The sequence below is a fragment of the Mycobacterium sp. P7213 genome (assembly GCF_900604305.1).
GTDB lineage: Bacteria > Actinomycetota > Actinomycetes > Mycobacteriales > Mycobacteriaceae > Mycobacterium.
In genome coordinates this window covers 59,952-86,852 of record NZ_UWOA01000017.1, presented here as the reverse complement: position 1 = coordinate 86,852, position 26,901 = coordinate 59,952, and the positions used below count along the sequence as shown (strand labels likewise).

Sequence of the window (26,901 nt, the reverse complement as noted above, 5' to 3'; positions counted from 1 at the left end):
TCCACCGCCCGGGAACTACCCCCCGCCGCCACCGGGTAACTACCCGCCGCCGCCACCGGGCTACGGCGCGTACCCCGGTGCGGTCGGAAGCCCGGTCGGCCAGCTGCCGCAAGACGCTTACACCTCGTGGCTGACTCGCGTCGGCGCCTACTTCGTCGACTTCCTGCCGATCCTGGTGCTCTACGGCATTCCGTCGATGATCGCCGGAACCACCGCCGACAAGGAGTGCATCACCGACTCCGACGGCTTCGCCTGCACGGTCACGCCGTCGAGCACCGGCGCGGCGCTGATGTTCATCGGCTGGCTGGCCGCGCTGGCCTACGGGATCTGGAACTTCGGCTACCGGCAGGGCACCACCGGATCGAGCATCGGTAAGTCGGCGCTGAAGTTCAAGGTGGTCTCCGAGTCCACCGGCGAGCCCATCGGGTTCGGGATGTCGATCGTGCGCCAGTTGGCACACATCATCGACGGCGCGATCTTCTGCATCGGCTACCTGTTCCCGCTGTGGGACGCCAAACGCCAGACGATCGCCGACAAGATCATGACCACCGTCTGCCTGCCGATCCGTTGAGTCAGAAGCAACCGCACGGCGATACCGGCCTGTCCACCACGGCGATCCACGCCGGGTTTCGTCCGGACCCGGCAACCGGGGCCGTCAACGTACCGATCTACGCCAGCAGCACCTTCGCCCAAGACGGCGTCGGCGGCCTGCGCGGCGGATTCGAGTACGCGCGCACCGGCAACCCGACCAGGGCCGCACTGGAGACGGCGCTGGCCGCGGTGGAACGGGGTCGATTCGGTCGGGCGTTCGGTTCAGGGATGGCCGCCACGGACTGCGCGTTGCGGTCGATCCTGCGCCCCGGTGATCACCTGATCATTCCCGACGACGCCTACGGCGGCACTTTCCGGCTGATCGACAAGGTCTTCACCCAGTGGGGTGTGGCGCACACCCCGGTCGCGCTGTCCGACCTGGACGCGGTCCGCGGGGCGCTCACCGACAAAACCAGGCTGATCTGGGTAGAGACCCCGACCAATCCGCTGCTGTCGATCGCCGACATCGCGGGCATCGCTGCCATCGGCAAAGAAGCCGGCGCAAAGGTCCTGGTGGACAACACTTTCGCCTCGCCCGCGCTGCAGCAGCCGCTGACACTGGGCGCCGACGTGGTGTTGCATTCGACCACCAAGTACATCGGCGGACACTCCGACGTGGTGGGCGGTGCGCTGGTCACCGACGACGAAGAGCTCGACACGGCATTCGCGTTCCTGCAGAACGGGGCCGGTGCGGTCCCCGGTCCCTTCGATGCCTACCTGACCCTGCGCGGCCTAAAGACCCTGGTGCTGCGGATGCAGCGGCACAGCGAGAACGCCGGAGCCGTCGCCGAATTCCTCTCTCGCCATCCCGCGGTCAGCCGGGTGCTCTACCCGGGCCTGCCGGAGCACCCGGGCCACGACGTCGCCGCAGCGCAGATGCGCGGATTCGGCGGCATGGTGTCGGTGCGGATGCGGGGTGGCCGAGCCGCCGCCGAGAAGCTTTGCGCCGGAACCGAGATCTTCATCCTGGCCGAGTCGCTCGGCGGGGTGGAGTCGCTGATCGAACTACCCGGCGCCATGACGCATGCGTCGACCGCGGGTTCGCAACTCGAGGTTCCCGACGATCTGGTGCGCCTGTCGGTGGGCATCGAGGACATCGACGACCTGATCGCCGACCTGAAGCAGGCGCTGGACTGACGCGACGAGCCCCCGAAGCGGAGCTCAGGAGTGGTAGGGCTCCGCGCTGACCAGGGTCACCTTGACGGTCTTGCCGCTGGGCACCGTGTAGCTGCGCTCTTCGTCCACCTTGGCGCCCAGCAGGGCGTGGCCCAGCGGCGAGTTCGGTGAATACACCTCGAGCTTGTCGTCGTTGACGCCCTCCTGGCGGGTGGCGATCAGGAAGGTCTCGGTGTCGGACTTGTCGCCGTCGTAGAAGACCTTGACCACCGAGCCCGGCAGTGCCACACCTGACTGGGTGGGAGCCTCGCCGACCTTGGCGTTGTTGAGCAACTCCTGCAGCTGCCGGATGCGGGCCTCCTGCTGGCCCTGCTCCTCGCGCGCGGCGTGGTAGCCCCCGTTCTCACGCAGGTCGCCTTCTTCGCGGCGGTCGTTGATCTCCGCGGCGATCACCGGACGGTTCGCGATCAGCTGGTCGAGCTCCGCCTTGAGCCGGTCGTGTGACTCCTGCGTCAACCAGGTCACCTGGGTGTCCGTCATCTCACTGTGCTCCTAGTCGTCGGATCCGGCGCCGTCGGGCAGCGGGGGCGACATCGTTCTAATGCAGCAATACACGGTCCCAGCTGGAACCGTGTATCCATACAGGGTACCACCGCGGCATCAACGCGATCGTAAGTAATCGGGGACGTCGCTGCCGCAACCGTAGACGTCGCCCATGACAGGTGGCTGGGAAGATTTCACCGTCGTGGTCACCTGAACGGTGGGTGACTCCGACGGCGGAATCAGCACTTCACGCCGGCCGGTCTCGCTGCCGTCGCTGGATCGGACCCGCACGATGCAGGCCGCAGGGGTCGACGGGTCTGATCGAGTCACGCTGAACCTAACCGTGACCGTCTGGTGGTCTAGCACCTCGTAGCCGTACAGCTCACCCTTGACCTCGGCGGTCGCGAAGCGCTGGTAGCCCAACATCGCGATGGCAGCAACGGTGGCGATTGCCAGCGCGGCCAGTGCGATCGCCAGCAACCGGCGGGGCAGGGCGCTGCCCTGGGTATCCCCGTATCTGGCTGGCCTGGAGTCGGTCATCGTGAGGTGTGTCCCATGGTCAACGGTGGAGTCGGGAGCGATTACCGCGCCCGCCGCAGGTGGTGTAACGATGGGAGCCGGAAACCATCTGGAACTATAGGCGTCCGGTCCGGGGTTTCGGCAGGAGGAACCTGGAGGGAACGGGGAATGTGCGCATGAGTGGACTGCGATTGATGGCGGTGCATGCCCACCCCGACGACGAGTCCAGCAAGGGCGCGGCCACCCTGGCCCGCTACACCGCCGCGGGGCACCGGGTGATGGTGGTGACTCTGACCGGCGGCGAGCGCGGCGACATCCTCAACCCCGCGATGGACCTGCCCGATGTGCACGGCCGTATCGCCGAGGTCCGGCGCGACGAGATGGCCAAGGCCGCCGAGATCCTCGGGGTCGAACACCACTGGCTGGGATTCGTCGACTCGGGTCTGCCCAAGGGCGACCCGCTGCCGCCGCTGCCCGAGGACTGCTTTGCGCTGGTGCCGCTGGAGGTGTCCACCGAGGCCCTGGTGCGGGCGGTGCGCACGTTCCGTCCGCATGTGATGACCACCTATGACGAGAACGGCGGCTACCCGCACCCCGACCACATCCGCTGCCATCAGGTGTCGGTGGCAGCGTTCGAGGCCGCCGGCGACCACCGCCGCTACCCACAGGCCGGTGAGCCCTGGAGCGTCTCCAAGCTCTACTACAACCACGGGTTCCTGCGACAACGGATGCAGCTGTTGCAGGACGAGTTCGCCCGCAACGGCGAGGTCGGTCCGTTCGCCAAATGGCTCGAGCACTGGCAGCCCGACCACGACGTGTTCGCCGACCGGGTGACCACCCGCGTCGAATGTGCCGAGTTCTTCGGCCAGCGTGACGACGCGCTGCGTGCGCACGCCACGCAGATCGACCCGAACGGCGATTTTTTCGCCGCGCCGATCGAGTGGCAGCAGCGGCTTTGGCCGACCGAGGAGTTCGAGCTGGCTCGGTCCCGGGTGCCGGTTACGCTGCCGGAGGCGGACCTGTTCGCCGGGATCGAGGACAACGGATGAACCACGCTGTGCTGACCGTGCTGTGGATTGTGGCCGATGACGTGCCGCGCGACACCGGGCCGGACTTCGGCAAGGCCAGCCCGTTCGGGCTGTTGGTCATCGTGCTGTTGATGCTCGGCACGTTCGGGCTGGTGTGGTCGATGAATCGCCAGCTCAAGAAATTGCCGGACTCTTTCGACCCTGAGCACCCCGACGCCGATCAAGCCGCCGACGAGGGAACCGTCGGGTCGGCTTCGTCAGGCGACCATCCGGGCGACGACGGGACCGCATAGCCGCCGCAGGTGCTGCGGGCCCGCGCATGATGAACAGGATTAGCGTGGCGGGATGGCCAACCGTCTCGCAGCGTCCGCCAGCCCATATCTGCGTCAACACGCCGACAACCCGGTGCACTGGTGGGAGTGGACGCCTGAGGCGCTAGCCGAAGCCGCGCAACGCGACGTGCCGATCCTGCTGTCGGTCGGCTACGCGGCCTGCCACTGGTGTCACGTGATGGCGCACGGCTCGTTCGAGGACGCCGAGGTTGCCGCGGCGATGAACGCGGGCTTCGTGTGTATCAAGGTCGACCGGGAGGAGCGCCCGGACATCGACGCGATCTACATGACCGCCACCCAGGCACTCACCGGGCGCGGCGGCTGGCCGATGACCTGCTTCCTGACCCCCGACGGCCGGCCGTTCTACTGCGGCACGTACTACCCCAAAGACGCTTTCCTGAACCTACTTTCGGCGATCAGCGCCACCTGGAACGAGCGCCGCGACGAAGTCGAGGAGGCCTCGGACAACATCGCCACCGAGCTGCGCTCGATGGCCGCCGGACTGCCGGGGGAGGGGCCGCCGGTCGATGCGATGCTCTGCGACGCCGCGGTGGCCGCGGTGCTGCGTGACGAGGACATCACGCACGGCGGGTTCGGTGGTGCGCCGAAGTTCCCGCCGTCGGTGCTGCTGGAAACCCTGCTGCGTCATCACGAGCGGACCGCGACCCGCCCAGCGCTCGATGCGGTGACACGCGCCGGTGCGGCGATGGCCCGTGGCGGGATCTACGACCAGCTCGCCGGCGGATTCGCCCGCTACAGCGTCGACAACGCCTGGGTGGTACCGCATTTCGAGAAGATGCTCTACGACAACGCGTTGCTGCTGCGGGCCTACGCACACTGGGCCAGGCGCACCGGTGATCCGCTGGCCATGCGGGTGACCGCCCAAACGGCCCGATTCCTGCTGGAAGATCTTTCCGATCGGGGGATGTTCATCTCGTCGCTGGATGCCGACGCCGACGGCCAGGAGGGCTTGACCTATGTGTGGACGCCCGAGCAGCTGGCCGAGGTTCTCGGTGCCGACGACGGGGCATGGGCGGCAGACGTTTTCGGGGTGACTTCGGGTGGCACCTTTGAATCCGGCGGTTCAGCGAGGCTCGACGAAGGAGAGGGGAAGCTGGGACCGTCGAAGGGGCACGGCACGTCGGTGCTGCAGCTACTGACCGATCCCGACGATCAGCAGCGGCTGGATCGGGTGCGCCAGCGGCTGCTGGACGCCCGGCGGTCCCGGCCCCAGCCCGGGCGCGACGACAAGGTGGTCACGGCCTGGAACGGGATGGCGATCACCGCGTTAGTCGAAGCAGCTGTGGCACTGGGCGATCCGCGCCTGAGCGCTGCGGCGCAACAGTGCGCCGGCAAGCTGCTCGACCTGCACCTGGTGGACGGCCGGCTGCGGCGGGCCAGCCTGGGCGGCCGGGTGGGAGACAGCGCCGCGATCCTGGAGGATTACGGCGCGCTGGCCACCGGCTTGCTCAGCCTGCATCAGCTCAGCGGCGAGCAGCGACTGCTCGATGCGGCCACCGGCCTGCTGGACACCGCGCTGGCCCACTTCGCGGATCCGGACTCACCGGGCCGATGGTTCGACAGTGCCGACGACGCCGAAGCCCTGATGCTGCGCCCCAGCGATCCGATGGACGGCGCCACCCCCTCGGGCGCGGCACTGATCACCGAGGCGCTGCTGACCGCGGCCCACCTGGCTGCCGCCGACCGCAGCGAGCGCTACCGTCAGGCGGTGACCGACGCGCTGGCCGCGCACGCCGCGCTGCTCGAGCGTGTGCCCCGCGCGGTCGGGCACTGGCTCGGCATCGCCGAGGCCTACATACGCGGTCCGTTGCAGGTTGCGGTGGCCTGCGAGGGCCCGGACTCCGCGCTGTTGGAGCAGGCGCGTCGGCTGGCCCCCGGCGGGACGATCGTGGTCGGCGGGGTGGCTGACTCATCGGAGCTGCTGGCCGGGCGAGACCGGGTCAACGGCGCCGACGCGGCGTATGTCTGCCGCGGGCCGGTGTGCGACCTGCCGGTGCGCACCGCTGCGGAGTTGGCCTCCGCACTTGGCGTAGCCCTTGAAGTGAACGCGAATCCGTCATCCGTGTAACGTGCGGCACATGACGAGCGCACCCGAGCGGGCACAGGCCATCACCGAGACCGTCCACCGCTACATCGAGCTGGTCGGTGGCGGCGACGCCGACGCGCTGGTCGCGCTCTACGCGTCCGACGCCACCCTGGAAGACCCGGTGGGTGGCGAGGTGCACATCGGCCACCAGGCCATTCGCAACTTCTACTCGGCCATCACCGGTCTGGACCGCAAGTCGGAGCTGGTGACGCTGCGGGTCGCCGGCAACGAGGCGGCGTTCCACTTCGCGCTGACCATCACCAACGGTGACCACCGGATGCGGATCGAGCCGATCGACGTGATGGTGTTCGACGGCGACGGCAAAATCGCCGGGATGAAGGCCTACTGGTCGGCGGAGAACATCACCCAGCTGTAGGCCTCCGCCGCTACGCGAGCACCGCGAACCAGATCGCGATGTACTGACAGATCGCGGCCACGGCGGTGCAGGCGTGGAAGAACTCGTGGTAGCCGAACGTCGCGGGCCACGGGTCCGGCCATTTCAGCGCGTACATGATCGCACCGATGCTGTAGAGCGCGCCACCGACGGCCAGCAGCACCATTGCCGAGACGCCGGCGTTGTGCATGATCGTCGCGATGAAAAACGCTGATACCCAGCCCAACAGCAGGTAGAGCGGCACCCCGACCCACTTCGGTGCGGTCGGCCAGCACAGCTTGAGCACCACGCCGGCCAGCGCACCGCCCCACACGATCGCCATCACCAGCCGTTCCTGGGCGCCGTGGTCCATCGCCAGCAGTGCGAACGGGGTGTAGGTGCCGGCGATGAAAATGAAGATCATCGCGTGGTCGAGCCGCTTCATCCGAATACGGGCGGCGACCGACTTCCAGGTGATCCGGTGATAGGTCGCGCTGACCGCGAACATGCCGACCACCGAAATGGAGTAGGCCAGTGTCGCCAGGCCGGCCTCGAGCCCGGCCAGCGACCAGGCCACCGCGGTCAGGGTGGTTCCGGCGATGAGCGCCACAATGGCCGACACGAAGTGGATCCAGCCGCGCGCCCGCGGCTTGGTGTGCGGCGCGGCCGGCAGATCGTTCGGATTCGGCTCGGCGATGGTGTCGGTGTGGGTGCTCATGGGCCTTCCTGAACTCCACGCGGATCCCGGACTGATTCCCGTCATTGCTTTCAGATCACAGTAGTCTGGGTTTTTGTGGCAATCATCCCGGCGCGCTTGAAGGAGCCGCTGTACCGGATCTACGAACTGCGCCTCCGGCAGGGCCTGGCGGCGTCGCGGTCCAATCTGCCCCGCCACATCGCCGTCCTCTGCGACGGCAACCGGCGGTGGGCGCGCGATGCCGGCTACCGCGACGTCAGCTACGGCTACCGGATGGGCGCGGCCAAGATCGCCGAGATGCTGCGCTGGTGCGCCGACGCGGGCATCGAGATGGCCACCGTCTACCTGCTGTCCACCGAGAACCTGCAGCGCGACCCCGCCGAACTGGCTGCCCTCATCGAGATCATCACCGACGTGGTGGAGGAGATCTGCGCGCCCGCGAACCGATGGAGCGTTCGCACCGTCGGCGACCTGGCGCTGCTGGGCGAAGAACCAGCTCGTCGACTGCGTGAGGCGGTAGAGAGCACCGCGTGCAACGACGGCGGTGCCTCGCGCCTGCACGTCAATGTCGCCGTGGGCTACGGCGGCCGGCAAGAGATCGTCGACGCGGTGCGTGGCCTGCTCGGCAAGCAGCTGGCCAACGGCGCCACGGCCGAGGAACTGGTGGACGCGGTGACTGTCGAGGGCATCTCGGAGAACCTCTACACCTCGGGCCAGCCCGACCCGGACCTGGTGATTCGCACCTCCGGGGAACAGCGGCTGTCCGGCTTCCTGCTGTGGCAGAGCGCCTACTCGGAGATGTGGTTCACTGAGGCGCACTGGCCGGCGTTTCGTCGGGTCGACTTCCTGCGAGCGCTGCGCGACTACAGCGTGCGGCACCGGAGATTTGGACAGTAGCGATCCGTGGTTGTGTTGTCGGCGCTGGTCTTCACCCTGAGTTGGTGGCTCGGGATGTATCTGTTGGCGCGCGACCCGCGCAAACCGGTGCTGGTGCTGGCCGCGGTCGGGTTGTGCGGCTTTGCTGCCGTGGTGGCCGCCGACGCGATCCGTGCGGTGTGGCATCCGGTGCTGCTCGGGCGGGTAGAGATCTACCTGGCGGTGGTTCCCGGGGTGGCCTGGTTCGCGGTGCTGTTGGAGCTGGCCCGGCCGTGTGATCGCTGGACCGGCCGCGCGCGCGACGTGACGTTCATCGGCGTGGTTGCGGCTGCGGCACTGATCGGAGCGACCTGGGCCGGCAGCGTCGAAGGCCCGCCGGGGCCCGGTCACTGGCTGCTGTTCGTGGTGATCTCGGTGTCGACCTTGGCGGCGATGGTCAAGGCACTGATCCGGCCCGCGCAGCCCGGTTCGGTGCTGGGGGTGGCTGCGGTCGCGACGCTGTTCTTCGCCTTGGCCAATGCGATCTTGATCATCCCGCTGGGCGTGGTGCCCAGTGGGATCGCACTGGCCAGCACCGGTGTCGACGTGCTGCTGCTGGGCCTGGCGGTGGCGCTCTGGGACGCCTTCGACGAGGGGCAGGCACTGCGGCTGGACATGCTGCGGTCGTTTCTTGCCTGCGTCGCGATGGCGGCATTGCTGGGTGGGCAGGCGCTGATCGGTTTGTGGTTGACCCGGCCCGAGCCAGTGGCGCAGACCGCGCTGACGGTGCTGCTGTTCACCACGATCGCGGTGGGGATCGAGGTCCAGGTGTTCGTCGATCGGCTGGCCGGGTTGTGGGACCGGCTGGCGTTTTGGCGCTCCCCGGCGTTGCGCGCCGATCGCGCGGTGTTGCGCGGCACCGAGGCGGCGCTGGCCCTGCGCTCGACCGGGCCGCTCGATGACCTCGACGAGGAGACCTTCGTCCGGCTGACCCGCCGGGCGTTGGGGCATTACGGGGACCTGTCGAAGCTTGTCGCCAGCCCCTTGACCGCGTTACCGGTCATCGACGAGCGATTGGCCGCCCGCGGCGCGCCCGATGCGCCGCTGGAACGAGCCAACGAACTCAAGGCTCTGCTGGCCGACCGGATCGCCGCGCTAAAGCCGCGTGACTGCGGCGAGTTCGGCACCACCGAACAGTGGCGGCACTACAACGCCCTGTATTTCCCTTACGTGGTCGGTGTGCGTGCCTACGCGCAGAACGCCACCGCGGCCGGACTGGACCCCACCGCCCGCCAGGCCTGGCAGTGGCTGGTCACCGAGGTGCCGCAGCGTTCGCTGCACAACTGGCAGAACGCCGGGGCCCGGGTGATCGCCGCCGACCTGCGCGGCCGGATGACGGTGTCGCCGGCTCTCTGACCTGCGTTTGGCAGTGCTTGGCAGTGCCACGGGTCGATGTGGCAGCGGTTGCGCCGGAAGGTCGAGGGTGTCCGCACCACACCCGAAGGGATTTCCTCATGACCGCCATCACCACCCCGGTCTTGTCCGACTCGACCGACTCGTTGTTGCGCTTCGCGCTTCGCGCCGACGCCGCCATCACCGGAAGCATCGGCTTGGCCGGTGTGTTCGCCGCTCGCCCCATGGCAGCCCTGGAGGGCCTCACAGTGGCTCACGAATACGCGTTGGCCGCCTTCTGCATCCTCTATGGCGTCGTGGTCTATTTCCTGTCCGCGCTGCCGGACCTGCGTCGCGCGGGTATCGGCGTGATCGCCGCCAATGTGGCATGCACCATTGCCGCTATCGGAGTGGTCGAGGCCGGCGTGCTGCCGCTGACCGGAATCGGCGTGGTGGCGATGCTGGCGAGCGCGGTCTACACGGCGTTCTTCGCGGTGATGCAGTACCGCGGGCTGCGCCGCCTGGGCTGAGACGCAGCCCACTCAACGTGTCGCCGCGGCCGTCACCGTCTACAGTTCTGTCCCATGAAGTGGCGGCTGGCGGCGACGACGCTGATCCCCGGAATCCTGATCTACGCCGCGGCGCCGGCACAGGCCGACGAGAAGAGCTACCTCAGTTACCTTGAGTCGCACGGCTTCAAGTATCAGAACAGTCCCGGGCTGACCACCCCGTCCGGTGCGGTGCAGTTCGGCAAGATCATCTGCGAGAACCTGCGGAAGGGTCGCCCGGCCAAGGACCGGTTCGGCACGAAGGTTGTCGACGGTGTCACCAAGGTCATGATCGACGGGGCGCAACGCGAAATGTGCCCGGACACCTTGGCGCCCGCCGCCAACCCGACGCCGGCCGTGCCGCCGCCGGGTGCCGGCGAACCGCCGCCGCCAGGGTCTGAGGTTCCGCCGCCGGCCGACCCGCCACCTCCGGGTTTCCCACCGCCGCCGGGTTTCCCGCCACCTCCGGGTTTCCCACCGCCGCCGGGTTTCCCGCCACCTCCGGGTTTCCCGCCGCCGCCGGGTTTCCCGCCGCCGCCCGAGCCTGCACCCGCAGGCGAGCTGCCACCACCGCCGGCGGAGCCGGCGCCCCCGCCAGGGCACCCGCAGCCGGGCACCGCCACGCAGCCCTAGCGTTGCGCAGACGGCGACGACCCGCTGCGCCGCGCAGCTAAAGCTTGCGCAGCCGCAGCTTGTTGATGGAGTGATCGGCGTCCTTGCGCAGCACCAGGGTCGCTCGCGGCCGGGTGGGCAGGATGTTCTCGATCAGATTGGGCCGGTTGATCGAACGCCAGATGTCGCGCGCGGCAGCCACCGCCTGCTGGTCGTTCAGGGCCGCGTAGTGGTGGAAGTGCGAGTCGGGGTTGGCGAACGAGGTAGAGCGCATCGCCAGGAAGCGCGAGACATACCAGTGCTCGATGTCCTCCACCCGGGCGTCGACGTACAGCGAGAAGTCGAACAGATCAGAGATCATCAGCGTCGGCCCGGTCTGCAGCACGTTGAGACCTTCGAGGATCAAGATGTCGGGGTGGCGGACCACCTGCTTGGCGCTGGGCACGATGTCGTAACTCATGTGTGAGTAGACCGGCGCGCACACGTAGTCGGCACCGGACTTCACCGAGGTGACAAACCGCATCAGTGCGCGGCGGTTGTAGCTTTCCGGGAACCCCTTGCGGTGCATCAGGTTCCGGCGCTGCAACTCGTGATTGGGGTAGAGGAACCCGTCGGTGGTGACCAGGTCCACCCGCGGGTGGTGGTCCCAGCGCGCCAGCAGCGCCTGCAACACACGGGCCGTCGTCGACTTACCCACCGCCACGCTGCCCGCCACCCCGATGACGAAGGGCACCGGCCGATCGGGATTCTGGTCGTTCTCGGCACCCAGGAATTCCGCGGTGGCGGCGAAGAGCTGTTGGCGGGCCGCGACCTGCAGGTGCAACAGACGCGCGAGGGGCAGATAGACCTCTTCGACCTCCAGCAGGTCGACCTGCTCGCCGAGGCCGCGCAGTGCGACGACTTCTTCTTCGGTGAGCGGCATCGGCGTAGACATACGCAGTGTCCGCCATTGACGTCGGTCGAACTCCACGTAGGGAGTCGGCTCGCTAAGCCGCCGCATGACCATACAGTCTTGCAGGAGCCGCGACGGTTAGCCTGATCGGGTATGGAGCCCGCCGAATTGATCCGTGAGTACCTGTTGCTCGGTCTGCGCTTTGACCGCATCGAGCAGGGTTACGTCGACGCCTTCACCGGCGACCCCGAGCTGCAGCGGCTTGTCGCGAACGAGCCGAGGCCCAACCCGTCCGACCTGGCCCGCCAGGCCGAGAAACTGGTCGCGGCACTGCCCGGCGGTCTCGATCCGGCGCGCGCCGAGTACCTGCGGGTGCATCTGCGGGCGCTGGCGTGCGCCGGGCGCAAGTTCGCCGGGGAGCAGGTCGGCTTCGTCGAAGAGGTGCGCGACTACTTCGACGTCGACATCGTCAAGGGCGACACCGACCGTTATCGCCACGCCCACGCCCGGCTGGATGAAGCGCTGGGCGGCACAGGCCCGCTGGCCGAGCGGATGGCCGCGCACCGGCGGGCCGAGGAGATTCCGCCGGAGCGGTTGGAAGCGGCCATCCACGCCTTCTCCTCGGCACTGCGCGACCGGGTGCGGGTGGACTTCCCGCTGCCGGAGTCCGAGACCATCACCTACGAGGTGGTCACCGACAAGCCGTGGTCGGGATTCAACTACTACCGCGGCGACTACCGCTCCACGGTGGCGGTCAACGCAGATCTCAAACAGTTGACGTCGAACCTGCCGCGGCTGGTGGCCCACGAGTCCTACCCGGGCCATCACACCGAGCACTGCCGTAAAGAGGCCGGACTGGTCGAGCAGCTCGGCCAGGCCGAGCAGACCATCTTCCTGGTCAACACTCCGCAGTGCCTGATGGCCGAGGGCCTGGCCGACTTGGCGCTATATGCCGCGGTCGGGCCGGGCTGGGGTACTTGGGCCGCCGAGATCTACGCCGACCTCGGTCTGCAGTTCGACGGTGTGCGGGCTGAAGCAATCTCCGAGGCGGCCGCGGCGCTGGCCGACGTCCGCCAGGATGCGGCGCTGATGCTGCATGACGAGCATCGCGATGCCGACGAGGTGGCCGACTACCTGCGCCGGTGGTTGCTGGTCACCGATGACCGGGCCCGCCAGACGCTGCGGTTCCTGTCCTCGCCGCTGTGGCGGGCCTACACCTCGACCTACGTGGAGGGCTACCGGCTGCTGCGGGGCTGGCTGGACGCCGCGCCCCCCGGGGTGAGCCTCACCGAGCGGTTCCGCCGGCTGCTCGACGAACCGTTGACCCCGTCGGCGTTGCGAGCCGACGGCGCCCCGGAGACCGGGCGGGGCGGGTGAGTGTGCGGTTTTACACAGCGGACCTCGTGATTTGCGGATAAATCCGCACAGTCGGCGCCAGGGGAGTGATGGCTGGCCTGCGGCAATCGAGTGAAGTTCCGCGTGCCAAACTGGAGGGCGTGACTGCCGCACCGAACACCCGCCCCGCGTTCACCATGTCGACCCCGCTGGCCGAACTCGACCCCGACATCGCCGAGCTGCTCGGCAAGGAACTGGGCCGTCAGCGCGACACGCTGGAGATGATCGCCTCGGAGAACTTCGTGCCGCGGGCGGTACTGCAGGCACAGGGCAGTGTGTTGACCAACAAGTACGCCGAGGGCCTGCCGGGCCGGCGCTACTACGGCGGGTGCGAGCACGTCGATGTGGTGGAGAACATCGCCCGCGACCGTGCCAAGGAACTGTTCGGCGCTGACTTCGCCAACGTCCAGCCGCATTCGGGTGCGCAGGCCAACGCCGCGGTGCTGCAGGCGCTGATGGAGCCCGGCGACCGCCTGCTGGGCCTGGACCTGGCCAACGGGGGACACCTGACCCACGGGATGCGGCTGAACTTCTCCGGCAAGCTCTACGAGAACGCCTTCTACGGCGTCGACCCTGTCACTCACCGCGTCGACATGGACGTGGTGCGCGCCCAGGCGCTGGAGTTCAAGCCGAAGGTGATCATCGCCGGCTGGTCGGCCTACCCGCGTGTCCTCGACTTCGCGGCGTTCCGGTCCATCGCCGACGAGGTCGGCGCGACGCTGTGGGTGGACATGGCGCACTTCGCCGGGCTGGTGGCCGCGGGGCTGCACCCCTCGCCGGTGCCGCACGCCCAGGTGGTGTCCACCACGGTGCACAAGACGCTCGGCGGCCCGCGGTCCGGTCTGATCGTCGGCCAGAAGGAATTCGCCAAGCAGATCAACTCGGCGGTCTTCCCGGGTCAGCAGGGCGGCCCGCTGATGCACGTCATCGCCGCCAAGGCCGTCGCGCTGAAGATCGCCGGCACCCCCGAATTCGCCGAGCGCCAGCAGCGGGTGCTCTCCGGCGCGAAGATCATCGCCGAGCGGCTGCTGGCTGCCGACGTGGCCAAGGCCGGCGTCTCGGTGGTCAGCGGCGGTACCGACGTGCACCTGGTGCTCGTCGACCTGCGCGACTCGCCGCTGGACGGCCAGATGGCCGAGGACCTGCTGCACGAGGTCGGCATCACCGTCAACCGCAACGCGGTCCCGAACGACCCGCGGCCGCCGATGGTCACCTCCGGGCTTCGGGTGGGCACCCCGGCGCTGGTCGCTCGTGGTTTCGGCGACGCCGAGTTCACCGAGGTCGCCGATGTCATCGCCACCGCGCTGGCGGACGGTTCAGCCGCGGACGTGCCGGCGCTGCGAGCGCGGGTTGCCAAGCTGGCGCAGGATTTCCCGCTGTACGAGGGCCTGGAGGACTGGAAGCTCGCCTGATCCGGGAACACGCCGCACCCCGAGTTGACAGGATAGTGTGAATTCGGGTTACAGTTACTTTCATGGCTGAACGTCCCGTTGCTAATGCACTGATCCGCGAGTTGGAACCGGTGGTTGACGCGAACTTGGTCCGCCACATCGACTCGGTGGACCCGTGGTACGCGCACGACTTCGTCCCGTTCGAGCAGGGCCAGAACTTCGCGTTTCTCGGCGGCAAGGACTGGGACCCGTCGCAGGTCACGCTGCCCAAGGTGATCACCGACGCCTGCGAGATCCTGCTTGTCGAGAAGGACAGCCTGGCCGGCTACCACCGTGAGCTGGTCGAGCACTTCATCCTCGAGGACAAGTGGGGCCGCTGGATCGGCCGGTGGACCGCTGAGGAGCACCTGCACGCCATCGCGCTGCGTGAGTACCTCATCGTGACCCGGGAGATCGACCCTGATGAGAACGAGCGGGTGCGCATGGAGCACGTGCAGAAGGGCTACCGCGCCGACCGTTACAGCCAGGTCGAGACGCTGGTGTTCATGGCCTTCTACGAGCGTGCCTGCGCCGAGTTCTGCCGCAATCTGGCCGACAAGACCGAGGAGCCGGTGCTCAAGGGTCTGATCGGCCGGATTGCCGGTGACGAGGAGCGCCACGAGGAGTTCTTCGCAAATCTGGTCGCGCACTGCCTGGACTACGTGCACGACGAGACGGTGGCCGCGATCGTCGCCCGGTCCGCCGAGCTCAAGGTCGTCGGCGCCGACATCGATGCCTACGCCGACCGGCAGGCCGCAATCGCCGAGGCCGGCATCTTCGGACCCGACCAGTTGCGTCGGGTGATCTCCGACCGAATCAGCGCTTGGGGCTTGGCAGCCAACCCCGATCTGAAGCCGTTCGTCATCGGCTGAGAACTCCGGCGCGCCTGCGCAGCGCGCACGCGCCGACGGGGGTACCGTCGCAATCGATGGCTAGCCACACGCTTCGCTGTCTCATCGGCACCACCGGTCGTGATTACGACAGGACCGGCCCCGGTTCTGTGCCGTGCCCCCCGTCGAAATGTTCGCGCGGGGTCGCGCGTGCCCTCACCGCTGGAGCGCTTAGTGCCTGAAATCCGGACGTACGTGCTCGACACCTCCGTGCTGCTGTCGGACCCGTGGGCTTGCACCCGGTTCGCCGAACACGAGGTTGTCGTCCCACTGGTGGTAATCAGCGAGTTGGAGGCCAAGCGCCACCACCACGAGCTCGGCTGGTTCGCCCGCCAGGCGCTACGCATTTTCGACGACATGCGACTAGAACATGGGCGGCTTGATCAGCCCATTCCCGTAGGGACACAGGGCGGTACGTTGCACGTCGAGCTCAATCACAGCGATCCCGCGGTGTTGCCGACGGGGTTCCGCACCGACAGCAACGACTCCCGGATCCTGACCTGCGCGGCCAACTTGGCGGCCGAGGGGCGCCGGGTCACCTTGGTGAGCAAGGACATTCCGCTGCGGGTCAAGGCCGCCGCGCTGGGCCTGGCCGCCGACGAGTACCACGCCCAGGACGTCATCGTCTCCGGCTGGACCGGGATGGACGAGGTCGAGGCGTCTGTCGAGGACGTCGACGCGCTGTTCGACGAAGGCGAGATCGACCTGGCTGTGGCTCGGGATCTGCCTTGCCACACCGGAATCCGGCTTCTCGCCGGTAGCTCGCACGCATTGGGCCGGGTCAATGCCGCCAAGCGGGTGCAGCTGGTGCGTGGCGACCGGGAGGCGTTCGGCCTGCGTGGACGTTCCGCCGAGCAGCGGGTGGCGCTGGATCTGCTGCTCGACGAATCGGTGGGCATCGTCTCCCTGGGGGGTAAGGCCGGCACCGGCAAGTCCGCGCTGGCGCTGTGCGCCGGCCTGGAAGCCGTTCTGGAGCGGCGCACCCAGCGCAAGGTGGTGGTGTTTCGCCCGCTCTACGCCGTCGGCGGCCAGGAACTGGGGTACCTGCCGGGCAGCGAGAACGAGAAGATGGGGCCTTGGGCTCAGGCGGTGTTCGACACCCTCGAGGGTCTGGCCAGCCCGGCGGTGCTCGAAGAGGTGCTGTCGCGCGGCATGCTCGAGGTCCTGCCGCTGACGCACATCCGGGGCCGGTCGCTGCACGACTCCTTCGTGATCGTCGACGAAGCGCAATCACTGGAGCGCAACGTGCTGCTGACCGTGCTGTCGCGGCTGGGCACCGGCTCGCGGGTGGTGCTCACCCACGACGTCGCGCAGCGCGACAACCTGCGGGTCGGTCGGCACGACGGCATCGCCGCGGTGATCGAGAAGCTCAAGGGCCACCCGCTGTTCGCGCACATCACCCTGCTGCGCAGCGAACGCTCGCCGATCGCGGCCCTGGTCACCGAGATGCTCGAGGAGATCAGCGGACCCGACCTGGGCTGAGCCCCCGGTAGGCTGCCGGGGTGGCAAAACTCTGGCATGTCGGTGTTGTTGCGATGGCCGTTGCGGTGCTCGGCGCCTGCACCAGCCATGTCCACGAGGCGTCAGCCGAACCGGTGGACTGCGCCGTGGACAAGTGTGTGGCGCTGACCTTCGACGACGGTCCCTCGCCCTACACCGACCGGCTGTTGGGCATCTTGAACGACGCCGGTGCGCGCTCCACGTTCTTTTTGATCGGCAACAAGGTGGCGGCCGACCCGGCGGGCGCCAAGCGGATCGCCGACGCCGGGATGGAGATCGGCAGTCACACCTGGGAACACCCGAACATGACCACGATCCCGGCAGCGGATGTGCCCGCGCAGTTCTCCAAGGCCACCGACGCGATCCGTTCCGCCACCGGCATCACGCCGACGCTGTGGCGCCCTCCCGGCGGGCTCACCGACGCGGCGGTCAACGCGCGGGCCGCCGAGGCCGGACAGGCCGCGATTCTGTGGGACGTCATCCCGTTCGACTGGATCAACGACGCCGACACCAATGCCACCCGCTACATGCTGATGACCCAGATCAGGCCAGGGTCGGTGGTGTTGTTCCACGACACCTACTCATCCACGGTGGATCTGGTCTACCAGTTCCTGCCGGTGCTCAAAGCCAATGGCTACCACGTGGTGACGGTCAGCCAGTTGCTCGGCCCGCGCGCGCCGGGCAGCGTCTACGGGAGCCGGGAGAACGGCCCGCCGGTCAACGAGCTGCATGACATTGCGCCCGCCGACATCCCCGGACTGCCGGCGACGCCGTCGCCACCGCCGATGCCGAACCTCCCGATCACCGACATTGCCGGGGCGAATTCCGGGGGACCCAACAACGGGGCATGAGGCGGGCGCTACGGCCCTTCTGAGGGCACAAGAGACATCAATGCGATGTCGTACTCGTGTCTTTCCGGCAGTACCGGAGCGCTGAGTGCGCGAAACCGCTCCCCCAGGAGCTCAGCCAGTGTCCTGAGCTTCATGTTCGTCCGCTGGGAAAGCCAGCGCAGCAACTCGAACGAAGCAGCGTCTTCGAGACCGTAGACCACAGCGAGCATGCCTTTGGCCTGCTCGATCACGGCCCGCTGGTCCACAATGGCGCCAACGTCTTCTGAGATGCGGTCCTGATATGCCGCTTCGGCGGGGCTGATATCGATGTAGAAGCCTTCGGTGCCGACCACTGTGCCCCGGTCGTCGCGCATCAGGTCGCCGACCACAGTGATCTGGTGGGTGCGACCTGCGGTGTCGATCATGCGGTGACGGGTGCTGAAGGCAGCCCGCGTGCGGCGGGTGTCCTCCAGTGCGCCGAAGACGTGATCGACATCGTCGGGGTGCTTGTGCGACAACACCTGCGCCGTTGTGGGGTTCGGCATCTCGCCGGGCGCGTAGCCGTGCATCTGCTGGACTTCCGGTGACCATTCCCAGCGCTCTTGGTCGATGAAGAACTGGAATCGGCCGACGGTCTGCGCCTGGCCGCCCGTGAGTGCTTGGTCGAGTTCGGAGGCGTGTTCTGTACCGCCTAAACCATCCGGCCGCATAAGTCGAAGAATAATTCCCGGAAGCCCCGGGCGGCGACAAAATGTGGCCGTGATGGCGTTGTCACGCCACGGTTATTGACACTTTGACACGAAAAACTATTCTCTGTGTCAAGCGAGCCGAGGAGGCCACAGATGACGGCAGTGACCAGTCGCGTCACCAGCATCGCCCCTGCCGCTCGCGTCCGGCCCGAGGTGATKGCCCAGTTCCGCAGGCATTCGGGCAGCGTGCTGTCGGGCTTGTTCGGCGCGGCGGCGTTCGACGAGGTGGCATTGGTGCCGGTGGCGGCCGCGGTGGACAAGACCGGACGTTTCGAACGCAACTTCACCGACCGCGCTATTCGGAGCGGATTCTCTGCCCTGCTTGCCATCTGGGGAGACGCCGAGGACCGCGCCGCCGAAGGTGATCGCCTCAAGCGGTTGCACCGCGACGTGCACGGCCACGGCAAAGGCGACTTCGCCGACGTCCGCTACAGCGCGCTGAACCCACGGTTGTGGAACTGGATTGCCGTCAGCGGCATGTTCGTGACCCTCAATTCGTTCACCCCGGTCACCGGGATCAAATGGAACGACGCCGAACGGGAGGCGGCCTACCAGCAACTGGTGGAGGCATTCCGCGCGCTCGAGTTGCCCGGCAAGGCCGGCAAGTTCCCTGCGACCTACACCGAGGCTGCCGAGTACTACGACCAGATGGTGCAGACCGACCTGGCGGCCAACCCGTTCTTGGACCGGGTCACCGCCGGCCTGGGCAAGCTGCCGCTGCCGTCGGCCCTGCCCGCCCCGGTGCGTGCCGCGGCGGGGCCGCTGTGGTCGGTCGTCAGCGCGGGGGCCGGTCGCGTGGTGAAGATCTGTTCGTTCGGGATCATGCATCCCGGGGTCCGGGACCTGACCGGCTTCCGGTGGCAGCCGCACCACGACGTCGAATTCAACTTCTACACTCAGCTGCTGCAGATGGCGTGGCGGGTGTTGCCCGATCGCGTGGTGCTGGTGCCGCTGGCCTACAACAGGCTGCAGTACGAGAAGCTGGTGAAGATGCACCGCTCGGTCGCGCTGGAATCCTTTGCCCCGCCCGGCTGCCCGATGGGATGACACCGGCGCCGATGACATCGCGACGCAGTACCGCGAGCCCCGCCGAGCAAGAGGCGGCCATCCTCAAAGCGGCTGCCGAGGAAGTCGGGCTGGTCGGTGTGGGCCGCGCCAGCCTTGACGTCATCGCCCGCCAGGCGGGCATCAGTCGCAGCACTTTGTACCGGCGGTTTCCGACTCGCGACGCGCTGATCACCGAGCTCGGCCGCCGGACCTTCGACAACGCGATGCTTCAGCTGCGCACGGTCGCGGTGGACTCCGGGCCGAAAAACGCTGCGGTTGCGGCGTTTCGTGCCGGGTTGCGACTACTCACCACCGATCCCGTCGTGCGGAAGCTGCTCCGGCTTGACGCCGGTGTCCCGACGATGGCCGGGGTGTACCAGGAGGCCGAAGCGTTTCTGGCCAGCGCGTCGGTTGCGATGGCCAAGGCACTGCGTGCCGCCGGGGCCACCATGCCCGACGCCGACTTGGTGGCTGCCGCCGAGTTGCATGTGCGCCTGGCCGCGTCGATCGCCCAGGTGCCGACACCGGTGCTCGACCCGGCCGACGACCAAGCGGTCAGCGCCTATGCGAAAAGGTTTCTGGCACCGCTGGTCTGGTAGGGGCGGAACCCAGCCGGAGAACGACCGCGGCCGAGGCCAACGAGAATGCCCCGACCACCCACAGTGCGGCTTTGCCGTCGCCGGTCAGATCGGTCAGCCAACCCGTGACGTAGGGACCACCGAAACCGCTGATGTTGCCCAGCGAGTTGATCAAGGCGATGCCACCGGCGGCCGCCGTCCCGGTGAGGAACGTCGAGGGCAGCGCCCAGAACACCGGCATGGCGCACATGATCGAACACGTCGTCACAGTGATCGCGACCATCGCCAGATACGGGTTGGCCATATACAGCGCCGCCGGAATAGACACCCCGCCGGCGATCGCGGGGAGCGCCACGTGCCAGACGCGCTCGCCCGTCCGGTCGGCGTGGCGAGCCCAGGGCACCATCACGACCGCTGCGATGGCGTAGGGAATGGCGGTCACCAGACCGCGCCCGATGATGCTCAGGTGGCTGCCGTACTGCTGCTGAAACCCCGCGATGATGGTCGGCAGGAAGAACCCAACGGCGTACAGCCCATAGACGATCCCGAAGTAGACGAACGCCAGGCCCAGGATTCTGGGGTGACTGAGCGCCTTGCGCAGCGGCCAGTGCTGACCGGCCTCGGCCGTCGCACGCTCGTCAGCCAAGGTCGATTCCAGCCATTGCCGCTCGTCGGCGTCGAGCCAATCGGCTTGGGCCGGGCGATCGGTCAGGTACAGCCAGCAGACGAACGCCAGCACAATGGCCGGCAGCCCCTCGACAAGGAACATGAAGCGCCACCCGGCCAAGCCGAAAACACCGTGGCCCCAATCGATGACGAGTGCGGACAGGGTGGAGCCGATGGCCGTCGACACCGGCACCGACACCATGAACAGCGAAACCGCCCGGGATCGGTGCTTCTCCGGGAACCAGAACGTGAGGTACAGGATGATGCCCGGGAAGAAGCCGGCTTCGGCTACGCCCAGCAGGAACCGCAGTGCGATAAGCGTAGCCGCGTTGGGCGCGAAAGAGATTGCGGTGCTGACGATTCCCCAGGTCAACATGATGCGGGCCAGCCAGCGTCGACCACCGAACTTTTGCAGCGCGATGTTGCTGGGTATCTCCAGCAATAGGTAGCCGAAGAAGAAGATCCCCGATGCGAACCCGAACGTGGTGGCGGTCAGGCCGAGTTCGGCGTTCATCCCGTTGGGCCCGGCGAAGCCGATATTGACCCGGTCCAGGTAGTTGACGAAGAACAGCAGCGCCAGGAACGGGATGAGCCGACGAGAGACTTTCGCCAGTGTCGCCCGGCCCAGCGCAGCCAGAGCGGGGTCAGGGTTCATCCGCGGCTTTGGCGGATCAGTCCTTCACCTTGGCCATGGCCAGCACGTCGAGGCGGCGGTCCAGCTCGGCCTCGGACAGCTTGTCGCCGATCAGGCCGCGGTCGATCACCGTCTGGCGGATCGTCTTGCGCTCCTTGAGGGCCTGCTTGGCCACCGCGGCGGCCTCTTCGTAGCCGATCGCGGAGTTCAGCGGCGTCACGATCGACGGGCTGGACTCGGCCAGTTCGCGCAGGTGCTCCTCGTTGGCGACCAGCCCGACGATGCAGCGCTCCGCGAACAGGCGCGAGACGTTGGACAGCAGCGTGAAGGACTCCAGCATGTTGCGGGCCATCATCGGGATGTAGACGTTGAGCTCGAAGGCGCCGTTTCCGCCGCCCCAGGCGATGGCCGCGTCGTTGCCGATCACCTGCGCCGCCACCTGGGTGACCGCTTCGGGCAGAACGGGGTTCACCTTGCCCGGCATGATCGAGCTGCCCGGCTGCAGGTCGGGCAGCTGAATCTCGGCCAGGCCGGTCAGCGGACCCGAACCCATCCAGCGGATGTCGTTGGCGATCTTGGTCAGCGAGACCGCGATGGTGCGCAGCGCACCGGATGCCTCGACCAGGCCGTCGCGCGCGGCCTGGGCCTCGAACGAGTTGGCCGCGGTCCGCAACTCGGTGATGCCGGTCTCGGCGACCAGCACCTCGACCACCTTGGCGCCGAAGCCGTCCGGGGCGTTCAGTCCGGTGCCGACGGCGGTGCCGCCGATGGCCAGCTCACCGAGCCTCGGAAGGCACCCGCGCACCCTTTCCATGCCCGCCTCTATCTGGCGGGCGTAGCCGGAGAACTCCTGACCCAGGGTGACCGGGACGGCATCCATCAGGTGGGTACGACCCGACTTCACCACGGTGCGCCATTGCGCGGCCTTGGCGGCCAGCGCGTCGTGCAGCACCTGCAGCGACGGAATCAGGTGGCGCACTGCGGCTTCGGTGGCCGCGATGTGGGTGGCGGTCGGGAAGGTGTCGTTGGACGACTGCGACATGTTCACGTCGTCGTTGGGGTGCACCGTCACGCCATTGGCGGCGGCGATCGAGGCGATCACCTCATTGGTGTTCATGTTCGAGCTGGTGCCCGAGCCGGTCTGGAACACATCGATGGGGAACTGGTCGTCGTGCTTGCCGTCGGCGATCTCGGCGGCAGCGGCCTTGATGGCGGCGGCCTTCTCCGGGGCCAGCAGACCCAGGTCGGCGTTCACCTGCGCACACGCGCTCTTGAGCAGGCCCAGCGCCCGGATCTGGGTGCGCTCCAGGCCGCGCCCGGAAATCGGGAAGTTCTCCACCGCGCGCTGGGTCTGCGCGCGCCACAACGCGGTCACCGGCACCCGGACCTCGCCCATGGTGTCGTGTTCGATGCGGTATTCGATCTCGCTCATAGCTGTTAGGTCCTCGCTTGACGGTCAGGGCAGGGGGTAGGCGGCTTGGGAGTCGCCGGTGAAGTCGACGGCCGAGTACTCGTTGAGCTTCGACAGCCGGTGGTAGGCCTCGATCATCCGGACGGTGCCGGACTTGGAACGCATCACGATCGACTGGGTGGTGCAGCCACCGGGGTAGTAGCGAACCCCCTTGAGCAGGTCGCCGTCGGTGACGCCGGTGGCACAGAAGAAGACGTTCTCGCCGGAGACCAGATCCTCGGTGGTCAGCACCGCGTCCAGGTCGTAGCCGGCGTCGATGGCCTTTTGTCGTTCGGCGTCATCGGTGGGCGCCAGCTGGGCCTGGATCGCTCCGCCCATACAGCGGATTGCTGCGGCGGCGATGATGCCCTCGGGGGTGCCGCCGATCCCGGCAAGCATGTCGGTGCCCGAGTCGGGCCGGCACGCCGAGATGGCGCCGGCGACGTCGCCGTCGGTGATCAGCCGGATGCGGGCGCCGGTGGCCCGTGCGTCGGCGATCAGCTGGGCGTGCCGGGGCCGGTCCAGGATGCACACCGTCATGTCCCGAGCGGACAGTCCCTTGACCTTGGCCACCGCGGCAATGTTGTCCGCGATCGGCTTGGTGATGTCCAGGACGTCAGCGGCCTCGGGGCCAACGGCGATCTTGTTCATGTAGAACACCGCCGACGGGTCGAACATCGCGCCGCGCTCGGCCACCGCCAGCACCGAGATCGCATTCGGCATGCCCTTGCTCATCAGGGTGGTGCCGTCGACCGGGTCGACGGCGAAGTCGCAGTCGGGGCCGTCGCCGTTGCCCACCTCTTCGCCGTTGTAGAGCATCGGCGCGTGGTCCTTCTCGCCCTCGCCGATCACCACGACGCCGCGCATGGACACCGAGTTCACCAGTTCGCGCATCGCGTCGACGGCGGCGCCGTCGCCGCCCTCCTTGTCTCCGCGTCCCACCCAGCGGCCGGATGCCATGGCACCGGCCTCGGTCACCCGCACCAGCTCCAAGGCCAGGTTGCGGTCTGGGGCTTCGCGTCGCGTGGGTCCCGTCATGCCAGTCACGGCTGTTGATTCTCCCAGAGCCGGATCCGCACTGTTGAGCTGGGATACTGGCTCCCGTGACCAACGAGCCCCAGCCGGCGCCCAAGCCTGCCAAACCACGTATTTTGCAGGACTGGCGCGACATGTTCTGGTCGATCGTGCCGCTGGTTATAGCCTGCGTTGCGCTGGCCGGTCTGGCCGGGACGTGCGCTTTTCGGCCGGGCGGGATCACCGCCGGGCCGGTGCCGTCCTACGACGCCGCCGCGGCGCTCAAGGCCGATGCGCAGACCCTGGGCTTCCCGGTCCGATTGCCGCAGCTTCCTGAGGGCTGGCAGCCCAACTCCGGCACCCGCGGCAGCATCACCGACGGGCGCAGCGACGCTGACGGACAGCGGCTGCGCGCGGTCACCTCGCGGGTGGGCTACGTCAGCCCGACCGGGATGTACGTCAGCCTGACCCAGAGCAACGCCGACGAGGTCCCGCTGGTCGCCTCCATCAGCCCCGGACTGCGCCCGACCGGGAGCGAAGACGTCGACGGCACCCGCTGGGTGGTGTACCAGGGCGACGGCGACCCGGTCTGGACCACCCGGTTGGCCGGTAAGGCCGGGGCGGCGCAGCTGGCGATCTCCGGCGCGGGCGGCCCGGAGCTGTTCCGGACGATGGCGGCGGCCGTGCAGTCGCAGCCGCCGCTGCCAGCGACCCGCTAACCGTCTGCGAGCAGTTCCTCGCTCGTCTCCTCGCCGGAGAACGCCGCCAGGTAGACGTCGATGGTGGTGACGATGATGATCATCAGCACCGGACCGATCACGATGCCCCAGAAGCCGAACATGGCGATCCCGGCGAAAACGGCGAGCAGCATCAGCGCCGAATTGAGCCGGGCGTCGCGCGGCACCAGCACCGGGCGCAGGAAGTTGTCGATGTTGGTCACCACGATCAGGTGGAAGAAGAACACGAACAGCCCGCCGATGACGTTGCCGAACAGCGCCATGCCGATGCCGAACGGCATGGTCACGATGCCCCCGCCGAGCGGGATGATCGACAGCGCGGTCAGCAGGATCGCGAAGATGAAGAACGCCTGGTGAAATCCGCCGATGTAGATGGAGGCGGCTCCGGCCACTCCCTGACAGAACGCGATGACGAACTGCCCGCCGACCGTGCCGCGCACCATCGAGCCCATCTTGGCCAGGTACAGATCGGTCACCTCGGCGCCGAGCGGGTTGAGCCGTCGGATCAGGGTGTGCAGCTCCTCGCGGTGGGTCAGCAGCGCCAGGAACACGTACAAGAAGATGATCGCCGAGGTGACCGCGCCGACCACTCCACCGACGGCGCCCTGCAACACGTGCAGCAGCAGCTCGCCGCCCTTCTGCGCCACGTTCACCATGGCTCCGCGCAGCGTTTCCATGGTCACCTCGACGTGCACGAACGGCACCTTGGCCAGCGCGCCGTTGACGAACTTCAGCACCTTGTCGCCCAGCGCGTTGGGATCGGTGGCCTGCACCCATTCGGCGACCTCGCCAACAGTGCGGGAGATCTGCGCGACGGCCAGAAAGACCGATAGCCCGACCGGGACGATCACGGCGACCAGGGCCGCCAACAGGGTCCCGGTGGCCGCGAGTCCGGTGGACACCCGCCGGTTGAGTAGCCGGAACAACGGAGTGAACAGGTAGGCGCCGACTGCGGCCACCACGATCAGCACGAAGTAGGTGCGCAGGAAATAAGCGCCGAACATCAGCGCGATCACGGTGAAGACCGCCAGTGCCCGTCGTTGGGCGGGGGTGAATTCGTGGCTCATGGGCGTGGGTTACTCCATCTGTCGGTGATGGCCTGCCACGGATCGGCGAACCGCTGGCCGGTGCGGTGGTAGGGGGAGCGGGTGCGCAGCACGGCGCGGGCCAGGGGAGCGATCGCCCGCAGCAGGTAGCGCTGCGCGCCGGCTCCGGCCGCGATCTCGGCCAGCATGTCCGGCCAGGAGTGGTGCTGAAAGCCCAGGGCCTCCTGGGCGCGGCTCGCGTCCATCCAGTCGGTGTTGAACCAGCCCTCGTCGCGGCCGGGATCGCCGGGCAGGCCGGCGGGCAGACCATTGACCAACCCCATGGCAGCGGCCGTCGCCGGCGCGACGTCGCCCTGAACCTGCCGGTGCGAGTCGTCTCCGCCGATCAGCAGGGTTTCCCCGATCACGGGCGCGGTGGTGGCGGCGACGAACGCGGCTGCGACGTCACGCACATCGACGGTCTGAAGCCTGCCGTCGGTGGGCAGCAGCTGCTCGAAGTACAGGTTGTCGAGGTTCATGTAGGAACCCGGGTCGACGGTGAGCACCCCGCCCAACCGGAGGATGACCCAATCCAGTTGCGAGGCGCGCACCAACTGCTCGGCCTGCAGTTTCTGGTCGCCGTAGATGTCGGCGGGGTTGGTCGGGGTGTCGGCGGTCAGCACGCCAGAGACGGTGTGGGGGTTGCGCGACCCGTACACCGCGATGCTGGAGGCCTGCACGAATCGGGGTGACCTCCCCGGTTCGGTCGCGGCGGCGGCTGCCGCCAACAGATGCCCGGTGGCCTCCACGTTGACGTGGCGCGCCAGGTCACGGCGCGTGTAGATGAACGGTGGGATCACCGCGGCCAGGTGGATGATCGCCGCGGGCCGGACAGCGTCGACCAGGGCGGCCACTGCGGCCGAATCTGTCAGGTCGGCGTAGCGCACCTGCACCACCGGCGGCAGGGCAGTGGCCGCCTTGCGGTTGGCCGGGGTATCGAGATCGGTGGCGACGACGGTGCGGCCGTCGGCCGCCAGCTGCCGTACCACCGCCGAACCGACCAGCCCGAAAGCGCCGGTGACGAGGACCGTGTCCATGAGACCTCTCGATTGGAAGTGTTGTCGCGATTTTGCCGGGAAACTCGGCTCGGCGACCGATCTTCCGGGTAAACACCTCGCGGAATGTCGCGTCGGGAAGGATGCGGGCGGTCTGGGATCTCGTTACTGCCGGAGGCCTAATTTCCCGATAAGCAGCTGGTCAGGGTGGATAAGTCTATTCTTTTCCGATCGGATGTATTCCGGATCGGCGGCGTAGCGATGAGCGTGACAATCGGGGCGGGATCGTGCGTTTG

The 26,901-nt window shown here is 67.9% G+C and carries 28 protein-coding genes; 18 read left to right on the top strand and 10 right to left on the bottom strand.

Going from position 1 to position 26,901, the window contains the following annotated elements; all coding sequences use genetic code 11:
* The coding region (locus EJK91_RS08730; RefSeq protein ID WP_164517916.1) for an RDD family protein at positions 1 to 571 on the top strand (571 nt) is incomplete at its 5' end.
* Positions 568 to 1,728: a cystathionine gamma-synthase gene (locus EJK91_RS08725; RefSeq protein ID WP_125078718.1), complete on the top strand. Its 1,161-nt coding sequence runs from the start codon at positions 568 to 570 to the stop codon at positions 1,726 to 1,728. The genes EJK91_RS08730 and EJK91_RS08725, both read left to right, overlap by 4 nt.
* Before the next feature lie 24 nt (positions 1,729 to 1,752).
* On the opposite strand, the gene greA is transcribed toward EJK91_RS08725, so the two are convergent.
* Positions 1,753 to 2,247 (bottom strand): transcription elongation factor GreA, encoded by a 495-nt coding sequence (gene greA / locus EJK91_RS08720; protein WP_024441085.1) that lies wholly within the window; start codon positions 2,245 to 2,247, stop codon positions 1,753 to 1,755.
* A gap of 120 nt (positions 2,248 to 2,367) precedes the next feature.
* Positions 2,368 to 2,790, bottom strand: coding sequence for a DUF4307 domain-containing protein (locus EJK91_RS08715; protein ID WP_125078717.1), 423 nt, complete (start codon positions 2,788 to 2,790; stop codon positions 2,368 to 2,370).
* A gap of 155 nt (positions 2,791 to 2,945) precedes the next feature.
* On the opposite strand from EJK91_RS08715, the gene mca reads away from it, so the two are divergent.
* The 4 genes from mca to EJK91_RS08695 are packed head-to-tail and all read left to right on the top strand — an operon-like array spanning position 2,946 to position 6,612.
* A complete protein-coding gene (gene mca, locus EJK91_RS08710; RefSeq protein WP_024441087.1) occupies positions 2,946 to 3,818 on the top strand; it encodes a mycothiol conjugate amidase Mca in 873 nt (290 codons plus the stop codon).
* Positions 3,815 to 4,090, top strand: coding sequence for a hypothetical protein (locus EJK91_RS08705; protein ID WP_046302327.1), 276 nt, complete (start codon positions 3,815 to 3,817; stop codon positions 4,088 to 4,090). Before mca ends, EJK91_RS08705 begins: the two co-directional genes overlap by 4 nt.
* 52 nt (positions 4,091 to 4,142) lie before the next feature.
* Positions 4,143 to 6,218 carry a thioredoxin domain-containing protein gene (locus EJK91_RS08700; protein ID WP_125078716.1) on the top strand — a complete coding sequence of 692 codons (2,076 nt, stop codon included), beginning with the start codon at positions 4,143 to 4,145 and terminating at the stop codon, positions 6,216 to 6,218.
* A 10-nt stretch (positions 6,219 to 6,228) separates the two neighbouring features.
* Positions 6,229 to 6,612: a nuclear transport factor 2 family protein gene (locus tag EJK91_RS08695; protein ID WP_024441090.1), complete on the top strand. Its 384-nt coding sequence runs from the start codon at positions 6,229 to 6,231 to the stop codon at positions 6,610 to 6,612.
* A 10-nt stretch (positions 6,613 to 6,622) separates the two neighbouring features.
* Here EJK91_RS08695 and trhA read toward each other — a convergent pair whose 3' ends face one another.
* Positions 6,623 to 7,327 carry a PAQR family membrane homeostasis protein TrhA gene (gene trhA, locus EJK91_RS08690; protein ID WP_024441091.1) on the bottom strand — a complete coding sequence of 235 codons (705 nt, stop codon included), beginning with the start codon at positions 7,325 to 7,327 and terminating at the stop codon, positions 6,623 to 6,625.
* Positions 7,328 to 7,402: 75 nt separating this feature from the next.
* Between trhA and EJK91_RS08685 the strand changes: the two genes are divergently transcribed.
* The 4 genes from EJK91_RS08685 (at position 7,403) to EJK91_RS22925 (ending at position 10,734) form a co-directional block, all read left to right on the top strand.
* Complete coding sequence (locus tag EJK91_RS08685; RefSeq protein WP_024441092.1) at positions 7,403 to 8,203, top strand: (2Z,6E)-farnesyl diphosphate synthase; 801 nt, start codon at positions 7,403 to 7,405, stop codon at positions 8,201 to 8,203.
* Between the two features lie 6 nt (positions 8,204 to 8,209).
* A complete protein-coding gene (locus EJK91_RS08680; RefSeq protein WP_125078715.1) occupies positions 8,210 to 9,577 on the top strand; it encodes a hypothetical protein in 1,368 nt (455 codons plus the stop codon).
* A gap of 98 nt (positions 9,578 to 9,675) precedes the next feature.
* Positions 9,676 to 10,083, top strand: coding sequence for a hypothetical protein (locus EJK91_RS08675; protein WP_125078714.1), 408 nt, complete (start codon positions 9,676 to 9,678; stop codon positions 10,081 to 10,083).
* Positions 10,084 to 10,137: 54 nt separating this feature from the next.
* Positions 10,138 to 10,734, top strand: a complete 597-nt coding sequence (locus EJK91_RS22925; RefSeq protein ID WP_125078713.1) for a DUF732 domain-containing protein — start codon at positions 10,138 to 10,140, stop codon at positions 10,732 to 10,734.
* Between the two features lie 37 nt (positions 10,735 to 10,771).
* Here EJK91_RS22925 and coaA read toward each other — a convergent pair whose 3' ends face one another.
* Entirely contained in the window at positions 10,772 to 11,713 is a 942-nt protein-coding gene (coaA, locus tag EJK91_RS08665; protein ID WP_024441096.1) for a type I pantothenate kinase, read from the bottom strand.
* A gap of 45 nt (positions 11,714 to 11,758) precedes the next feature.
* Here coaA and EJK91_RS08660 point away from each other — a divergent pair, with 45 nt between their 5' ends.
* The 5 genes from EJK91_RS08660 to EJK91_RS08640 all read left to right on the top strand — a co-directional run bounded on the left by EJK91_RS08660 (position 11,759) and on the right by EJK91_RS08640 (position 17,671).
* The gene (locus EJK91_RS08660; RefSeq protein WP_024441097.1) at positions 11,759 to 12,982 is read left to right on the top strand and encodes a hypothetical protein; all 1,224 of its coding nucleotides are present in this window, start codon (positions 11,759 to 11,761) and stop codon (positions 12,980 to 12,982) included.
* 155 nt (positions 12,983 to 13,137) lie between these two features.
* Positions 13,138 to 14,412 (top strand): serine hydroxymethyltransferase, encoded by a 1,275-nt coding sequence (glyA, locus tag EJK91_RS08655; RefSeq protein WP_046300042.1) that lies wholly within the window; start codon positions 13,138 to 13,140, stop codon positions 14,410 to 14,412.
* Positions 14,413 to 14,474: 62 nt separating this feature from the next.
* On the top strand, positions 14,475 to 15,302 hold the full coding sequence (locus EJK91_RS08650; protein WP_046300032.1) for an acyl-ACP desaturase: 828 nt from the start codon (positions 14,475 to 14,477) through the stop codon (positions 15,300 to 15,302).
* Positions 15,303 to 15,494: 192 nt separating this feature from the next.
* Positions 15,495 to 16,802: a PhoH family protein gene (locus EJK91_RS08645; protein ID WP_125078712.1), complete on the top strand. Its 1,308-nt coding sequence runs from the start codon at positions 15,495 to 15,497 to the stop codon at positions 16,800 to 16,802.
* A gap of 53 nt (positions 16,803 to 16,855) precedes the next feature.
* Positions 16,856 to 17,671 carry a polysaccharide deacetylase family protein gene (locus tag EJK91_RS08640; RefSeq protein ID WP_125078725.1) on the top strand — a complete coding sequence of 272 codons (816 nt, stop codon included), beginning with the start codon at positions 16,856 to 16,858 and terminating at the stop codon, positions 17,669 to 17,671.
* An 8-nt stretch (positions 17,672 to 17,679) separates the two neighbouring features.
* On the opposite strand, the gene EJK91_RS08635 is transcribed toward EJK91_RS08640, so the two are convergent.
* A complete protein-coding gene (locus tag EJK91_RS08635; RefSeq protein WP_125078711.1) occupies positions 17,680 to 18,360 on the bottom strand; it encodes a PAS and ANTAR domain-containing protein in 681 nt (226 codons plus the stop codon).
* 132 nt (positions 18,361 to 18,492) lie between these two features.
* Between EJK91_RS08635 and EJK91_RS08630 the strand changes: the two genes are divergently transcribed.
* Positions 18,493 to 19,446, top strand: a complete 954-nt coding sequence (locus tag EJK91_RS08630; protein ID WP_125078710.1) for an oxygenase MpaB family protein — start codon at positions 18,493 to 18,495, stop codon at positions 19,444 to 19,446.
* Positions 19,447 to 19,457: 11 nt separating this feature from the next.
* On the top strand, positions 19,458 to 20,045 hold the full coding sequence (locus tag EJK91_RS08625) for a TetR/AcrR family transcriptional regulator (RefSeq protein WP_125078709.1): 588 nt from the start codon (positions 19,458 to 19,460) through the stop codon (positions 20,043 to 20,045).
* On the opposite strand, the gene EJK91_RS08620 is transcribed toward EJK91_RS08625, so the two are convergent.
* The 3 genes from EJK91_RS08620 to glpX are packed head-to-tail and all read right to left on the bottom strand — an operon-like array spanning position 20,002 to position 23,812.
* A complete protein-coding gene (locus EJK91_RS08620; RefSeq protein WP_125078708.1) occupies positions 20,002 to 21,345 on the bottom strand; it encodes an MFS transporter in 1,344 nt (447 codons plus the stop codon). The genes EJK91_RS08625 and EJK91_RS08620 overlap by 44 nt on opposite strands.
* Positions 21,346 to 21,361: 16 nt before the next feature.
* Complete coding sequence (locus EJK91_RS08615) at positions 21,362 to 22,756, bottom strand: class II fumarate hydratase (RefSeq protein ID WP_024441106.1); 1,395 nt, start codon at positions 22,754 to 22,756, stop codon at positions 21,362 to 21,364.
* A gap of 24 nt (positions 22,757 to 22,780) precedes the next feature.
* On the bottom strand, positions 22,781 to 23,812 hold the full coding sequence (gene glpX, locus EJK91_RS08610) for a class II fructose-bisphosphatase (protein WP_206430401.1): 1,032 nt from the start codon (positions 23,810 to 23,812) through the stop codon (positions 22,781 to 22,783).
* Between the two features lie 65 nt (positions 23,813 to 23,877).
* On the opposite strand from glpX, the gene EJK91_RS08605 reads away from it, so the two are divergent.
* A complete protein-coding gene (locus tag EJK91_RS08605; RefSeq protein ID WP_024441108.1) occupies positions 23,878 to 24,507 on the top strand; it encodes a DUF4245 domain-containing protein in 630 nt (209 codons plus the stop codon).
* Here the strand turns inward: EJK91_RS08605 and EJK91_RS08600 are convergent.
* Both EJK91_RS08600 and EJK91_RS08595 read right to left on the bottom strand, forming a co-directional pair.
* Complete coding sequence (locus tag EJK91_RS08600) at positions 24,504 to 25,592, bottom strand: AI-2E family transporter (protein ID WP_125078707.1); 1,089 nt, start codon at positions 25,590 to 25,592, stop codon at positions 24,504 to 24,506. The genes EJK91_RS08605 and EJK91_RS08600 overlap by 4 nt on opposite strands.
* Positions 25,589 to 26,647 carry an NAD-dependent epimerase/dehydratase family protein gene (locus tag EJK91_RS08595; protein ID WP_125078706.1) on the bottom strand — a complete coding sequence of 353 codons (1,059 nt, stop codon included), beginning with the start codon at positions 26,645 to 26,647 and terminating at the stop codon, positions 25,589 to 25,591. The genes EJK91_RS08600 and EJK91_RS08595 overlap by 4 nt, the downstream gene beginning before the upstream one ends.
* Positions 26,648 to 26,901: the final 254 nt, after the last annotated feature.

Bases quoted from the DNA above. Each gene is read 5' to 3' on its own strand.
- greA (WP_024441085.1), bottom strand. From the start codon at position 2,247: ATGACGGACACCCAGGTGACCTGGTTGACGCAGGAGTCACACGACCGG.
- EJK91_RS08715 (WP_125078717.1), bottom strand. From the start codon at position 2,790: ATGACCGACTCCAGGCCAGCCAGATACGGGGATACCCAGGGCAGCGCC.
- mca (WP_024441087.1), top strand. From the start codon at position 2,946: ATGAGTGGACTGCGATTGATGGCGGTGCATGCCCACCCCGACGACGAG.
- EJK91_RS08705 (WP_046302327.1), top strand. From the start codon at position 3,815: ATGAACCACGCTGTGCTGACCGTGCTGTGGATTGTGGCCGATGACGTG.
- EJK91_RS08700 (WP_125078716.1), top strand. From the start codon at position 4,143: ATGGCCAACCGTCTCGCAGCGTCCGCCAGCCCATATCTGCGTCAACAC.
- EJK91_RS08695 (WP_024441090.1), top strand. From the start codon at position 6,229: ATGACGAGCGCACCCGAGCGGGCACAGGCCATCACCGAGACCGTCCAC.
- trhA (WP_024441091.1), bottom strand. From the start codon at position 7,327: ATGAGCACCCACACCGACACCATCGCCGAGCCGAATCCGAACGATCTG.
- EJK91_RS08675 (WP_125078714.1), top strand. From the start codon at position 9,676: ATGACCGCCATCACCACCCCGGTCTTGTCCGACTCGACCGACTCGTTG.
- EJK91_RS22925 (WP_125078713.1), top strand. From the start codon at position 10,138: ATGAAGTGGCGGCTGGCGGCGACGACGCTGATCCCCGGAATCCTGATC.
- coaA (WP_024441096.1), bottom strand. From the start codon at position 11,713: ATGCGGCGGCTTAGCGAGCCGACTCCCTACGTGGAGTTCGACCGACGT.
- EJK91_RS08660 (WP_024441097.1), top strand. From the start codon at position 11,759: ATGGAGCCCGCCGAATTGATCCGTGAGTACCTGTTGCTCGGTCTGCGC.
- glyA (WP_046300042.1), top strand. From the start codon at position 13,138: ATGTCGACCCCGCTGGCCGAACTCGACCCCGACATCGCCGAGCTGCTC.
- EJK91_RS08650 (WP_046300032.1), top strand. From the start codon at position 14,475: ATGGCTGAACGTCCCGTTGCTAATGCACTGATCCGCGAGTTGGAACCG.
- EJK91_RS08640 (WP_125078725.1), top strand. From the start codon at position 16,856: ATGGCCGTTGCGGTGCTCGGCGCCTGCACCAGCCATGTCCACGAGGCG.
- EJK91_RS08635 (WP_125078711.1), bottom strand. From the start codon at position 18,360: ATGCGGCCGGATGGTTTAGGCGGTACAGAACACGCCTCCGAACTCGAC.
- EJK91_RS08625 (WP_125078709.1), top strand. From the start codon at position 19,458: ATGACATCGCGACGCAGTACCGCGAGCCCCGCCGAGCAAGAGGCGGCC.
- EJK91_RS08620 (WP_125078708.1), bottom strand. From the start codon at position 21,345: ATGAACCCTGACCCCGCTCTGGCTGCGCTGGGCCGGGCGACACTGGCG.
- EJK91_RS08615 (WP_024441106.1), bottom strand. From the start codon at position 22,756: ATGAGCGAGATCGAATACCGCATCGAACACGACACCATGGGCGAGGTC.
- glpX (WP_206430401.1), bottom strand. From the start codon at position 23,812: ATGACGGGACCCACGCGACGCGAAGCCCCAGACCGCAACCTGGCCTTG.
- EJK91_RS08600 (WP_125078707.1), bottom strand. From the start codon at position 25,592: ATGAGCCACGAATTCACCCCCGCCCAACGACGGGCACTGGCGGTCTTC.
- EJK91_RS08595 (WP_125078706.1), bottom strand. From the start codon at position 26,647: ATGGACACGGTCCTCGTCACCGGCGCTTTCGGGCTGGTCGGTTCGGCG.